The following is an 11,917-nucleotide window of genomic DNA, read 5'->3' on the forward strand; positions in this document are numbered from 1 at the left end:
CCCCCGCCCCGACGGGCTGCGGGACATCCCCCTCCTGCCGTTCGCGCCCGGGCCGCTCCCCGCCGCCGGCCCCGACACCCTCGCCGTCACCTGGGCGGGTCACGCCAGCTGGATCCTGAGGGTCGGCGGCCTCACCGTACTCACCGACCCCGTGTGGTCCCGCCGGATCCTCGGCACCCCCGCCCGCATCACCCCCGTCGGGGTGCGGTGGGAGGACCTCCCGCCCGTCGACGCCGTCGTCATCAGCCACAACCACTTCGACCACCTCGACGCCCCGACCCTCCGGCGGCTGCCCCGGAACACCCCGCTCTTCGTCCCCGCCGGCCTCGGCCGCTGGTTCTCCCGCCGCCGCTACACCCGCGTCACCGAGCTCGACTGGTGGGAGGCCGCGGAACTGGACGGCGTCCGCTTCGAGTTCGTACCGGCGCACCACTGGTCCAAACGGACCCTGCTCGACACCTGCCGCTCGCTCTGGGGCGGCTGGCTCCTCACCGACCGCGCCGAGCGCAGGGTGTACTTCGCCGGGGACACCGGCTACGGCCACTGGTTCACCGAGATCGGCCGCCGCCACCCCGGCATCGACCTCGCCCTCCTGCCCATCGGGGCCTACGCGCCGCGCTGGTGGCTCAGCGACGTCCACACCGACCCCGAGGAGGCGGTCCGCGCCTTCCAGGACCTGGGGGCGCGCCGGATGGCGCCGATGCACTGGGCGACCTTCGTCCTCTCCGCCGAGCCGGTCCTCGAACCGCTGACGCGGGTCAGGGCCGCCTGGGAGAAGGCCGGGCTGCCCCGCGAGGACCTCTGGGACCTGCCGGTCGGCGCCTCACGGGCGATCGCCCCGTGACCCCTCCGACGAGCCGGACGACCCCGCGGACCCCGAAGACCCTGACGACCCCGACGAGTCCGCGGCGCCCGGAGCCCGCGCCCCGTCGTCCCGCCGCGGACCGCGGACGCGCCGCCAGAGCGCCGGGATCACGCTGACCAGCACGGTCAGGCCGATCGCCGCCACCACGCCCTGCCACGGTTCGGGGAACAGCGAACCGCCGAGGATCCCGATCAGCTGGTACGTGGCCGCCCAGGCCAGACACGCCGGAAGGTCCCCGCGGACGAACCGGCGCAGCGGCATCTGCGCCAGCAGGCACGCCAGCATCACCGGGATCCTGCCCGCCGGCACCAGCCGCGAGAGCACCAGCACCGACACCTGGTGGGTGTCCAGCTTCGCCTGCGCCTGGGCGAGCCGGTCCTCGGTGACCCGGCCGCGCAGCGCGGCCAGCCACCGCGACCCGTTCCTCGACCGGACCCCGCGCTGCCCCAGCCAGTACAGCGCCACATCGCCCAGGAACGCGGCGGAGGCCGACACCAGGAAGACCAGCAGCTGCGCGTACGGCGTCTGGTGGTGGAAGGCCACCACGGCCGCCGAGCTGACGATCGCGCCCGTGGGCACCACCGGCACCAGCGCGCCGAACGCCACCAGCAGGAAGAGCGACGGGTAGCCGACCGCCTGCTGCGTCGACTCCGGCGGCAGCTCCCGAACGGCGCGCATCAGCCCGTCGATCACCGGGCGACCTCGGGCCGGACCCGTTCCCCGTGGCCGAGCAGATGCACCGCCACCTTCGGCGCGAGCCGGGCCGCGTGCCGTACGAACTCCTCGCCCGGCGCGTGGAACTCGTGCGGGCGCACCGCGTCGAGCCCGACCGGCCAGTAGGTGCCGTAGTGCACCGGCACGGCCGCCGCCGGCGACAGCTCCGCGAGCGCCTGCGCGGCCCGCCCCGCGTTCAGGTGCCCGTGCCCCAGGAAGGGACCCCAGCCGCCCACCGGCAGAAGCGCCACGTCGACCGGGCCGACCGACTCCGCCATCGTGTCGAAGAGACCGGTGTCGCCGGCGAAGTACGTCCGAGCCTCGCCCTCGACGACGTACCCGAGCGCGGGGGAGCGGTGCGGCCCCATCGGCAGCCGGCGTCCGTCGTGCAGGGCCGGGACGGCCCGTACCGTCAGCCCCTCGACCGGCACCGTGTCGCCCGGCGCCACCTCGGTCAGCCGCAGACCGCGCGCGTCCAGCTTCCGCAGCGCCGGCACGGCCAGCGGCGCGCCGCGCGGCACGAGCATCCGCGTGCCGGGAGCCAGGCGGGCCAGCGAGGGCAGATGCAGGTGATCGGCGTGCAGATGGGAGACGAGCACCACCTCGGCGACCGCGGCCTCGGGCGGCGGCAACGCGCCCCGCCGGCGGCGCAGATGCGCGAGCCGGCGCGCGAACAGCGGATCGGTGAGGAAACGGACCCCGGAGTCCTCGACCGTGCACGTGGCGTGACCCCACCAGGTGACCTCCACCGGCATGCCCGCCCTTCGCTCCGTCGACGACTTCGGAACTCCTCCCACGCCAGGCGCACACCGCGGCGCTCGCACTCGGCGAGGAAGCCGGAGACGTCGGTCAACGCCCGTCCGAGGACTCGGTCGTTCGGCGCGACGAACAGGTCGACCTCACCGGCGTCCACGTCGGCCCACAGGGCGTCGTGGTCGGGACGCAGCCCGTAGAAGAGCAGTTCTCTCGTCACCACGTAGCCCTTGTCCACGGCCCACCGGGCGCACACGGCGTGCTGGCTGCGCGTGTCGACCAGGAAGGGGTCGCAGTCGAGTTCCTCGAGCGGGGTGAGGCTGGCGATCGCCGCCACCCGAACGTCGTCCATGGAGCGACCCTACTCCGATCGCCGCTCGTGGAGGAGGGCGCCAGGGAGCGGAGGGGGCGCACGCGTCGCGAGCGCGATACGGAGGGTCGGGGAGCGGAGGGGCTCGCGGTTCGCGCACGATCCGGAGGGCCGGGCGGACAGGACCCGGAGGGCGCCGCACGGCGGGAAGCCCTGCTCGTGGCCACCCCGCCCGGCCCTCCGGATCGTGCGCGAACCGCGAGCCGCACCTCCGCCCGCACCCGACCGGGTCGTGCCCGCCGCGGCGACGTCCGAGCCGCCGTGCGTTTGGGGAGCGGAATTCCGGACAGCAGCGGTCCGAAGGCCGACGCGTCGGGCGAGCGAGCAGGACGCGCCCACGACGCCGGACGGCACCGGGCGCCGGATGTCACGGCCCCGCAGCACGAGGTACGGCGATGCACCTCGGACCGTGCCGGGAAGGTGACCAGGATGCGTGAACCGCAGACCCCGCAGCGGTCGGACGAACCGCTTCCCCGCGACCGCGAGGACCAGCAGGCCACCGACGACGAGGACCCGCTGTCCATTCCGGAACCCGCCCCGCGCGACGAGGACGATCAGCTGGCCGACACAGACGTGTCCGGCACGGGCCCGCGGGGCCGTACCCGCAGCGGCACCGTCCACCCCGAGCACCCCACACCCGACGAGCCCGCCGACTGACCCCGGCTGACCCCGACTGCTCCGGCGTGCCCGTCGGGTGCCCGGACCGCCCTCAGACCGTGCCCCGGCGGTCCCGCCCCGCCTCCGGGGCGAAGCCCAGCGCGTCCGCCAGCCCCACCTGCAGTGCCGTCAGGCGCTCGGCGTCCGGGCCGATCACGGTGTACCGCCAGGTCGTGCCGTCGCCGGGGGCGCCCTCGTGCAGCACCACCCCCTCGCCGCGGCCGGCCGACCAGTCGAGCCCGCTCGCGCGCAGCACGCCCCGCGCGTCCGCGAAGGTGAGCGCGCGGAGCGTCCGGTGTTCCGCGCAGAGCCAGGCGGCCGGGCCGTTGCCGGCCTCCTCGCACAGGCGGGCGACCATGGCCCGGACCGTCGTCGTGGCCGTGCGGCGCACGTTGCACTCGGAGGCGTAGAGGGTGCCGTCGGGGGCGAGGAGGGCGTCCAGCCCGTACGGCCCCGCGTAGCCGTGGGCGGAGAGGTAGAGGCCGAGCCGCCTGCCCCACCGGCCCAGCGTCGTCGCCAGGCGTCCGGTCGGGTCCGCGTCGGGCCCGAGCGGCGATCCGTAGCCGCAGTACGCGCCGGCCACCGTCCGCATCTCGCCGCAGAAGGGATCACAGGGACCGCCGGGACCCGCCCGCATCTGCACGCTGACCGACCGGACGCCGGCGATCCATCGCTCGACCACCCAGTCGCCGGCCGGGCGCGGCCCGGAGACGCCGCCGACGCCCGCGTCCGGCAGGAACCTCATGCCGTACCCGCCCGCCGAACGGTCCGGTTTCACCACGACCCGCCCGTGCCGGTGCAGCCCCGCGGCCACCGCCTCGTCGAGACCGGCGCCGTCGCAGACCCGGCCCGGTGGCGTACGCAGCCCCAGTTCGTCCGCCACGGCACGGAACCCGCTCTTCGTGTTGAGCCGGTACGCCACCTCCACGGCGGACGCCGGCACGCCGCGGTGGCCGTAGGACGCCACGGGCAGTCCCAGTCGGTCCGCGAGGGCCACCGTCGGAGCGTCCAGGGCGAGCGGGAGCAGCCGTGCCCCCGGGCGGTCGGCGACGAGCCGGCGCAGCGCGCCGGTCAGGCCCGCGCGCTCCAGCGACTCGGCCATGCCGACCCCGGCCATGGCGGGGACGGTGAGCACGGTGACGCCGTCCGGCCGGAGACCGAGCAGGCGGCAGGCGTAGCGCGTGAGGTCGGGGCCGGGCGGTACGGGCGTCACCAGCACGTCGCCGGGTCGTGTGAGCCAGATCTTCCGCGGGGCCTGCCGAGCCCATCGGAGCAGCACCGCGTGAGCCGAGGGCCCGGCCGTCAGGTCGACGGCCAGGTCGGAGAAGAAGTTCGCCCAGACGACCAGCGGGGACGACCCGCCCGTCCCCGTGGGTCCGGGGCCGGCGTCGGGGGCGTGCCCCGGTCGCGTTCTCGACGACATGACGCTCCCGCGTTCCGGGTCGGCCGTCGGCCGTGTGCCGACGGGGCGGTTCAGGCCGCCGCCACTGCCTTGACGATCGCCTCGGCGAAGGCGGGCAGGTCGTCCGGCCTGCGGGAGGCGACCAGGGGGTGGCCCCCTGGTTGCGCCTCACCACCCCGAGCCGCCTCAAACGGCGACGGCGCCACCTGTTCCGAGGGCCCTCGTGGGGCGCGGGAGCCGCCCGCGTACGATCAGCCGGTCCTCGATCTCGCAAGGAGCCACGACCGGTGACCGCGCTCGCCCCGCCGCCCCGCGGTGCCGTCCACCTCCTCGACGTGCAGTCGCTGACCCGTGTGGAGAACGGCGAGCGGCTGCACGCACTGCTGTGGCGGGCGGGTTCCGGCTGGCGGATGATCAGCAGCGCCGTCCTCGGCGGTGGCATCGGCGCACGGTCGTGGGTCCTCAACGCCCAGGTCTCCCACGGCTACCGCCGTACCGACCCGGACCGCCACCTCACGGATCTGGCCCGGGAGGCCGGCGTCGGCGGGGAAGGCGTCGGGCTGATGACGGCCGCCGACGTCTCCCGGCACGCCGTCGCGACCGACGGCGGCGTCGAGGCGGTCGCCACCGCGGGCGTCTCGGTCCGGGGATGGGCCGCCGCGCCCGAGGAGACCCGAGCCGGGACCGCCGGACCGGGCACGATCAACATCGTCGTGGCCCTGCCGGCCGCCCTGACCGACGCCGCACTCGTCAACGCCGTCGCCACGGCCACCGAGGCCAAGGTGCAGGCACTGCTCGACGCGGGCTACGACTGCTCCGGCACGCCCACCGACGCCGTCTGCGTCGCCGCCCGTGCGCCTCGCCCCGGCGAGGAGACCCACGGCTTCGCCGGCCCCCGCTCCCCGTGGGGCGCGCGCCTGGCCCGGGCCGTCCACGGCGCCGTCGGCGCCGCGTTGCCGGTGCTCTGACGCGCGCGGCGGGCCGGATTCGTCAGCCGGCGCCGGCCTCGGCGCCGTCGATGCCCGTCTCCTCGTGCATCGCGGCCTCCTCCGCCGACGAGAGGCCGTCGTCCAGGCCCACGTCCTCGGCCACGACCGTGGCCGCGCCCGGATCCGCGGTCGCGGTGAGCCGGCCGGCGCGGGTGGCGCCCGACTCCGGGTCGACGGGCTCCCCCTCGCCCTCCGGGAGGTCCCCGACACCGTCGCCCGCGACGACGGGGCCGTCGGGCAGCTCCTGGGCCAGCCGGCTGTCCAGCGACTCGCCCTCCCGCTGCTCGTTGACCGTCGTGCCGTGCAGGGTGACGCCCCGAGGCCGTTCCGGCGGCGAGTATCCGGGCTCTCCCATGGCGTCCGTGGGCGTCGTGCCCAGTGCGTTGTCCGGATCGAGCTCGTCGCTCGGACGGTCGGAGCCGTCCAGGGGCTCGGGCTGGTAGACGTCGTCACCGCGGGAGGTGGACTGGTTCTCGGACATGAGGGTCTCCTCTCGGGTACAAGCATGTCGCGATCGGCTGCGGACCGCGACGGACGCCGTCCCCACAGCGACTACCCCTGCGGCGGACGGGTGAACGCGGCGGCCCGGCCGGGCCTCACGCCGGTCCCGGGCGCCCGCGCAGGGCCGACCGGCCCTGGTCCCACGCCGTACGGAGGTGGGCGGCGAGGCGGTCCTCCACCAGCAGGGTGGCCGCGCAGCCGAAGGCGACGTCCGGCTCCAGGCCCGGCTCGTCGGCCAGCAGTCCACCGATGACCTCGTGGCGGACGACCTGCTCGTGGACCGCGTCGGCCTCCACGTGCTCGGTGTAGAAGTGTTCGGCCGCAGGGCCGGCCCCGCAGCGGCGCATGGCCCTGGCGAGCCGTCGCGAGCCGGGCGAGGACGTGACCTCCACGCAGGCGAAGTGGCCGACCAGCGCCCCCCGCAGGGCCCGGTGCAGACCGAGCAGCGACATCAGGTTCACGACGGCCAGCGCGGGTGCCGGAGCGTCCGCCAGGTAGCGCCCGTACGTGGGGTCCAGTCCCAGGTCGCCCATCAGGTCGGCGAAGAGCCGGGCGTGGACCCGGTCGGCGCGGCCCGCGCCGAACTCGTCGTACTCGATGGCGACCATCGCGGCCTTGGCCCGGCCGGTGAGCCGCGGGATCACCCAGGCGTGCGGGTCGGCCTCCTTGAGGTGGTACAGCGAGCGCAGGGCGGCGTACTCGCGCAGCTGCCAGAGCTCCCCCTCGGCCGCCAGGCGGTGGCTGAGGCTGTCACCCGGATCGACCGGTTCGACGAGGAGCGGCGCGAACGCCCGGTCCACCGTGCCCGGAGCGTCGGCCGTCTCCTCCCGCAGCGCGGTGAGGAACCGGTCCTCCAGCGCTCGGCGCAGCCGGAGGAGATCCGGGTCCCATTCCCGGCCGGCGTCGACGCCCTCGACCCCGCGGTAGTGCAGTTCGTACAGCAGGTACAGCGCGAGATGCAGGTCCTCGCCCCAGGGGTCGGCCGCCCGGACGGAGTCGGGGAGGTACACGGGTGGCGAGCCGCCGCGCAAGGACTCGACCACGGCGTCCGACACCGGCCCGCGACCCTCCACCAGCGGTGATCCCGCGGCCGATGCGGGGGCCGCCGACGCGGACGTGGAGGCCGGGGCGGTGGTGCCGATGGGGGAGTGCGTCATGTGTTCCCGTCCTCGGCCGGCGGTGCGGAGCGTTTGCGAGGGCGGTGGCTGGTGTCGCACCAGGGGTACGTACGGCTGCGGCGGCAGGTGCACACGGCGACCAGGAACCGGTCGGAACGGGCGGTCGTCCCGTCGTCCAGCTCGATCTCCACCGGGCCCTCGACCAGCACCGGACCGGACCGTTCGACCCGGACCGTGCGGGCCGGACGCGACGCGGGCGCGCGCGGGGCGGGGTCAGGAACGGCGGGCACGGACGACCACCAACTCCTCCTGCTCGGCGCCCTCGGAGGCGAGGCCCTGTTCCCGCAGCCAGGCCCGGCGCGAGCGCAGGACCGGGCCCCACGGCACCGAGGCCCGTTCCGTCACCTCCGCGACGAGCCCGCGGTTCTGCAGGAGCCCGACGGTGTCCTGGGCGCCGCACATCCCGGAGTGCACCATGAGGAGGACGCCCTCGGGACGCAGCAGCGTCGGCGCGGCCGCGCAGATCCGGTCGATGACGCGCCGGCCGGAGTTTCCCGCGTCCCAGGCCCGCGCGGGGCCGTGGGTCGGCAGCCGGTCGGCCGGGGACGGTACGTACGGAGGATTGCTGAGGACCAGGTCGAAGCGGCGGCCCTGGGTGCGGCCGGCGAAGTCGCCGTGCAGCACCCGCAGGGGCAGGCGCTGCAGCCGGCTGTTCAGGCGGGCCGTCAGCACCGCGAGCCAGGAGACGTCGACCGCCGTGACCTGGGCGCCCCTGGCCGCCGCGCGCAGCGCGAGCGCACCGGTCCCGGTGCCGATCTCGACGACGTCCGCGCCGGGATCCAGCGGTTCTCGCGCCAGCGCCCGGGCGAGCAGCAGGGTGTCCGCCTGCGGCCGGTAGACGCCGGGCGGCGTGACGAGTCCTGGCGTGAGGGTCGGGTACGTCGGGGCGATGGTCGTCACGGGGGGTACCTCCTGGTCGGCCTCACCGCCCGCGTCGCCCGGCGGATTCGGCCCGGGGAGCGGCGCGGCGGCACGGTCACGAGCGGTGCGGGGGCCCGGCAGGTCACGGAGGGCGACGGTCCCGGGCGGACGGGCGATCACGGCCCGCGACTACCCGATCCCGGGCGCTTTGCACATCGGCGGCGCGTCCTGTCCGCGCGACGTCCCCGGGCTCACCCCGCGGCGACGGCGGAGGGCCGCGGTGCGACGAGGGTGAAGTGCGCCCCTTCGGGGTCGGCGAGTGCCACCGAGCGGCTCGTGCGCCTGGTGTCCACGGGGGAGACGGCCCGGCCGCCCGCCCGGGTGGCCGCCTCGACCGCCGCCTCCAGATCGGAGACGTGGAAGTGGACGTGCCAGTGGGGTCGTGCGTCGGGGGCCGGGGACTCGTCGCCCGCACCGCCGCCGATGCGGGCGACGGTGTCGTTTCCGTGGCGCAGGACCACGTGGTCGTGCTCGTACGAGGCCACGCAGCAGTCCCGCTCCCCGTCCCAGCCGAGGACCTCGCCGTAGAAGACGGCGGCGGCGAAGGCGTCCCGCGTCCGCAGTTCGAGCCACGCCGGCGCACCCCCGTGGCCCACCGACCAGTCGGGGAGCACGGCGCCCTGCCAGAAGCCGAAGACGGCGCCCGCGGGATCCGCCGCGAGCCCCGCCCGCCCGGCGCCGGCGGTGAGGGGGCCCACCGCCATCGTGGCCCCCCGCTCGCGGATCCGCGAGGCCGTCACGTCGGCGTCGTCCACGGCGAAGTACGGGGTCCACGCGACGGGCGCGCCGGGGCGGTCCGCGAGCGCTCCGACGCCCGCCACGGGCGAGTCCCCGTCGAAGGCGACGGTGAAGCCGTCGTCCGCCGGGGCGGAGGCGAAGCGCCAGCCCATCACCGCTTCGTAGAAGCGCATGGCGGCCCCGGGGTCCCGGACGGTGAGGCTGACCCAGCACGGTGCCCCGGTGATGTCCCTGCTCGTTGTCGGCACGGTCGCCGGCCTCCCTCGTCGCCGCTCGGTTCCGCTCCGGAGCCCACGGCTCCCGGATTCGATCCTCTGGGTCCCGGCCGGTCCTCGCCACGTGGAGTGCTCCGTCGCCCGCGACGACGACGCCCGCACCCGCCACGGGGTCGTCAGTGGCCTGGCGTCAGCACGGTCTTGATCATGCCGTCCTGCTTCGCCTGGAACGTCTTGTACGCCTGCGGCCCGTCCTCCAGCGGCAGGACGTGGGTGGCGAAGTCGTCCACCCCGAGCGGATCGTCGTCGCCGAGCAGCGGCAGGATGTCGTCGACCCAGCGCCGCACGTTGGCCTGGCCCATGCGCAGCTGGATCTGCTTGTCGAACAGCGTGAGCATGGGAACCGGGTCCACGGCGCCGCCGTAGACACCGACCAGGCTGATCGTGCCGCCGCGGCGGACCGCGTCGACGGCCGTGTGGAACGCGGCCATGCTGTCCACGCCGGCCCGGTTCATCAGCTTCTTGCCGAGGGCGTCGGGCAGCATCCCGGTGAACCGCTGGGCGGCCTTGGTCAGCGGAGCGCCGTGGGCCTCCATCCCGACCGCCTCGACGACGGCGTCCGTGCCGCGGCCGTCCGTCAGGTCCCGGATCCGGTCGCCGAGGTCCTTGCCGATCTCGGTGAGGTCGAGGGTGAGGACGCCCCGGTCCTGCGCGCGGAACAGCCGCTCGGGCACGAGGTCCACCCCGATGACCTTGCCCGCGCCCCGGTGCAGCGCGATACGCGCGGCCATGTCGCCGATGGGTCCGAGCCCGAGCACGGTGAGGGTGCCCCCGGGCGGGACGTCCGCATAGGCGACGGCCTGCCAGGCCGTGGGCAGCACGTCCGAGAGGTACAGGTACCGCTGGTCGGGCGCGTCGTCGGGCACCTTGACGGGCAGGGTGTCCCCGAACGGGACCCGCAGGAACTCGGCCTGGCCGCCGGGGACCTGGCCGTAGAGCTTGGTGTAGCCGAACAGGGACGCGCCCATGCCGTGCTCCCTGACCTGCGTCGTCTCGCACTGCGAGTGCAGCCCCTGGGCGCACATCCAGCAGGTGCCGCAGGAGATGTTGAACGGCACGACGACCCGGTCCCCGGGCCCGAGCGTCCGTACCTCGGGACCGACCTCCTCCACGATCCCCATGGGCTCGTGCCCGAGGATGTCCCCGGGGTCGAGGAACGGGCCGAACAACTCGTACAGATGCAGATCGGAACCGCAGATCCCGGTGGAGGTGACTCGGACGATCACGTCCGTCGGATCGACGATCACCGGGTCGGGCACGGTGTCCACACGGACATCGCGCTGCCCGTGCCAGGTCAACGCCCTCATGGTCGCGCTCCTCATCTCCTCGCGGGCTCCGTGGACACGCCGCGACTGCCCCACCCGGCCCGGCCGTATGCGCGCCCCTTCCGCGTGCGTGCCCGAGGCGGGCGCGGCGTTCCGGGACCCCGGCCGGGCGCGCCGCCCGCCGGGGCCGGCACGACGTCCGCGAGGTTTACGGGTGGGGGGCTCGGTCAGTCGCAGGACATGGTTCGCATCGGATACACGATGATGACCGAGCAGGCCGGACCGCGGGCGCTGGTGGATCACGTGGTGGGCGCCGAGACCGCCGGATTCGACTTCTCCGTCATCTCTGACCACTACTTCCCCTGGCTGGCCGAGCAGGGCCACTCCCCGTACGCGTGGAGCGTGCTCGGCGCGGCTGCGCAGGCCACCGAGCGCATCCCGCTCATGACGTACGTGACCTGCCCGACCTACCGCTACCACCCGGCCGTCGTCGCCCAGAAGGCGGCGACCGTGCAACTGCTCTCGCAGGGCCGGTTCCGTCTGGGACTGGGCTCCGGCGAGAACCTCAACGAACACGTCACCGGCCAGGGGTGGCCCAGCCCGCGCGAACGCCTCGAACGGCTCGAGGAAGCGGTCGTCGTCATCCGGCGGCTGCTCGCGGGGGAGACCGTCGACCACGACGGGCCCCACTTCCGCGTCGACAACGCCACCCTGTGGGACGTGCCCGAGCGGGCCCCGGACATCGGCATCGCCGTCTCGGGCCCGCGCTCGTGCGCCGTCGCCGGCCGGCACGCCGACCTCCTCGTCGCCACCGAGGCCGAGCGGAGCCTGCTGGAGGTCTTCGACCGCAACGGCGGATCGGGGAAACCCCGCGTCGGCCAGGTGCCCGTCTGCTACGACCCCGACCGGGACGCGGCCATCGCCCGCGCCCACGAGCAGTTCCGCTGGGCGCTCGGGGGCTGGCGCGTGAACGCCGAACTCCGCGGCCCGGCGGGTTTCGCGCAGGCCACCGGGACCGTCGGCCCCGAGGACGTCGCCAAGGCGATCCCCTGCGGGTCGGACGTCGAGGACTTCGCCGAGGCCGTACGCCCCTACACCGACCTCGGGTTCACGGAGATGGCCCTGGTCCAGATCGGCGGCGGCCACCAGGAGCCCTTCCTCCGCTGGGCCCGGACGGAACTGCTGCCCGCCCTGCGCGACCATGAGGGCGTTGACCTGGCACGGGCAGCGCGATGTCCGTGTGGACACCGTGCCCGACCCGGTGATCGTCGATCCGACGGACGTGATCG

At 75.2% G+C, this 11,917-nt stretch carries 12 protein-coding genes and 2 pseudogenes; 4 read left to right on the forward strand and 10 right to left on the reverse strand.

Annotated elements, in window-relative coordinates:
* The coding region (locus EAO71_RS34775; RefSeq protein WP_147981832.1) for an MBL fold metallo-hydrolase at nucleotides 1-844 on the forward strand (844 nt) is incomplete at its 5' end.
* Here the strand turns inward: EAO71_RS34775 and EAO71_RS34780 are convergent.
* The 3 genes and pseudogenes from EAO71_RS34780 to EAO71_RS39425 form a co-directional block, all read right to left on the reverse strand.
* Nucleotides 824-1,543: a DedA family protein gene (locus EAO71_RS34780; protein WP_147981833.1), complete on the reverse strand. Its 720-nt coding sequence runs from the start codon at nucleotides 1,541-1,543 to the stop codon at nucleotides 824-826. The genes EAO71_RS34775 and EAO71_RS34780 overlap by 21 nt on opposite strands.
* An 11-nt stretch (nucleotides 1,544-1,554) precedes the next feature.
* A complete protein-coding gene (locus EAO71_RS34785) occupies nucleotides 1,555-2,334 on the reverse strand; it encodes an MBL fold metallo-hydrolase (RefSeq protein ID WP_147981807.1) in 780 nt (259 codons plus the stop codon).
* A 44-nt stretch (nucleotides 2,335-2,378) separates the two neighbouring features.
* A pseudogene (locus EAO71_RS39425) lies at nucleotides 2,379-2,684 on the reverse strand (hypothetical protein); the annotation flags it as partial.
* A 447-nt stretch (nucleotides 2,685-3,131) separates the two neighbouring features.
* Between EAO71_RS39425 and EAO71_RS34795 the strand changes: the two are divergent.
* On the forward strand, nucleotides 3,132-3,359 hold the full coding sequence (locus EAO71_RS34795; RefSeq protein ID WP_147981808.1) for a hypothetical protein: 228 nt from the start codon (nucleotides 3,132-3,134) through the stop codon (nucleotides 3,357-3,359).
* Nucleotides 3,360-3,411: 52 nt separating this feature from the next.
* Here the strand turns inward: EAO71_RS34795 and EAO71_RS34800 are convergent, their stop codons facing one another.
* Nucleotides 3,412-4,782 carry a preATP grasp domain-containing protein gene (locus tag EAO71_RS34800; protein WP_147981809.1) on the reverse strand — a complete coding sequence of 457 codons (1,371 nt, stop codon included), beginning with the start codon at nucleotides 4,780-4,782 and terminating at the stop codon, nucleotides 3,412-3,414.
* A gap of 266 nt (nucleotides 4,783-5,048) precedes the next feature.
* Between EAO71_RS34800 and EAO71_RS34805 the strand changes: the two genes are divergently transcribed.
* Nucleotides 5,049-5,729: an adenosylcobinamide amidohydrolase gene (locus EAO71_RS34805; RefSeq protein WP_147981810.1), complete on the forward strand. Its 681-nt coding sequence runs from the start codon at nucleotides 5,049-5,051 to the stop codon at nucleotides 5,727-5,729.
* 22 nt (nucleotides 5,730-5,751) lie between these two features.
* Here the strand turns inward: EAO71_RS34805 and EAO71_RS34810 are convergent, their stop codons facing one another.
* The 6 genes from EAO71_RS34810 to EAO71_RS34835 form a co-directional block, all read right to left on the reverse strand.
* Nucleotides 5,752-6,231 (reverse strand): DUF5709 domain-containing protein, encoded by a 480-nt coding sequence (locus EAO71_RS34810; RefSeq protein ID WP_147981811.1) that lies wholly within the window; start codon nucleotides 6,229-6,231, stop codon nucleotides 5,752-5,754.
* A gap of 115 nt (nucleotides 6,232-6,346) precedes the next feature.
* Complete coding sequence (locus tag EAO71_RS34815) at nucleotides 6,347-7,408, reverse strand: iron-containing redox enzyme family protein (RefSeq protein ID WP_147981812.1); 1,062 nt, start codon at nucleotides 7,406-7,408, stop codon at nucleotides 6,347-6,349.
* Entirely contained in the window at nucleotides 7,405-7,659 is a 255-nt protein-coding gene (locus tag EAO71_RS34820) for a CDGSH iron-sulfur domain-containing protein (RefSeq protein ID WP_147981813.1), read from the reverse strand. The genes EAO71_RS34815 and EAO71_RS34820 overlap by 4 nt, the downstream gene beginning before the upstream one ends.
* Nucleotides 7,643-8,329 carry a HemK2/MTQ2 family protein methyltransferase gene (locus EAO71_RS34825; protein WP_147981814.1) on the reverse strand — a complete coding sequence of 229 codons (687 nt, stop codon included), beginning with the start codon at nucleotides 8,327-8,329 and terminating at the stop codon, nucleotides 7,643-7,645. Before EAO71_RS34825 ends, EAO71_RS34820 begins: the two co-directional genes overlap by 17 nt.
* Before the next feature lie 212 nt (nucleotides 8,330-8,541).
* Nucleotides 8,542-9,336, reverse strand: coding sequence for a VOC family protein (locus EAO71_RS34830; protein ID WP_187282942.1), 795 nt, complete (start codon nucleotides 9,334-9,336; stop codon nucleotides 8,542-8,544).
* A gap of 143 nt (nucleotides 9,337-9,479) precedes the next feature.
* On the reverse strand, nucleotides 9,480-10,670 hold the full coding sequence (locus tag EAO71_RS34835) for a zinc-dependent alcohol dehydrogenase (RefSeq protein WP_147981815.1): 1,191 nt from the start codon (nucleotides 10,668-10,670) through the stop codon (nucleotides 9,480-9,482).
* Nucleotides 10,671-10,868: 198 nt separating this feature from the next.
* On the opposite strand from EAO71_RS34835, the pseudogene EAO71_RS34840 reads away from it, so the two are divergent.
* A pseudogene (locus EAO71_RS34840) lies at nucleotides 10,869-11,828 on the forward strand (TIGR03557 family F420-dependent LLM class oxidoreductase); the annotation flags it as partial.
* Nucleotides 11,829-11,917 lie beyond the last annotated feature (89 nt).

Source organism: Streptomyces sp. MS191 (assembly GCF_008042125.1).
Lineage (GTDB): Bacteria > Actinomycetota > Actinomycetes > Streptomycetales > Streptomycetaceae > Streptomyces.

Excerpts from the sequence above, each read along its gene's own strand:
- EAO71_RS34800 (WP_147981809.1), bottom strand. The coding sequence starts at position 4,782 with ATGTCGTCGAGAACGCGACCGGGGCACGCCCCCGACGCCGGCCCCGGA.
- EAO71_RS34815 (WP_147981812.1), bottom strand. The coding sequence starts at position 7,408 with ATGACGCACTCCCCCATCGGCACCACCGCCCCGGCCTCCACGTCCGCG.
- EAO71_RS34835 (WP_147981815.1), bottom strand. The coding sequence starts at position 10,670 with ATGAGGGCGTTGACCTGGCACGGGCAGCGCGATGTCCGTGTGGACACC.
- EAO71_RS34810 (WP_147981811.1), bottom strand. The coding sequence starts at position 6,231 with ATGTCCGAGAACCAGTCCACCTCCCGCGGTGACGACGTCTACCAGCCC.
- EAO71_RS34785 (WP_147981807.1), bottom strand. The coding sequence starts at position 2,334 with ATGCCGGTGGAGGTCACCTGGTGGGGTCACGCCACGTGCACGGTCGAG.
- EAO71_RS34780 (WP_147981833.1), bottom strand. The coding sequence starts at position 1,543 with ATGCGCGCCGTTCGGGAGCTGCCGCCGGAGTCGACGCAGCAGGCGGTC.
- EAO71_RS34795 (WP_147981808.1), top strand. The coding sequence starts at position 3,132 with ATGCGTGAACCGCAGACCCCGCAGCGGTCGGACGAACCGCTTCCCCGC.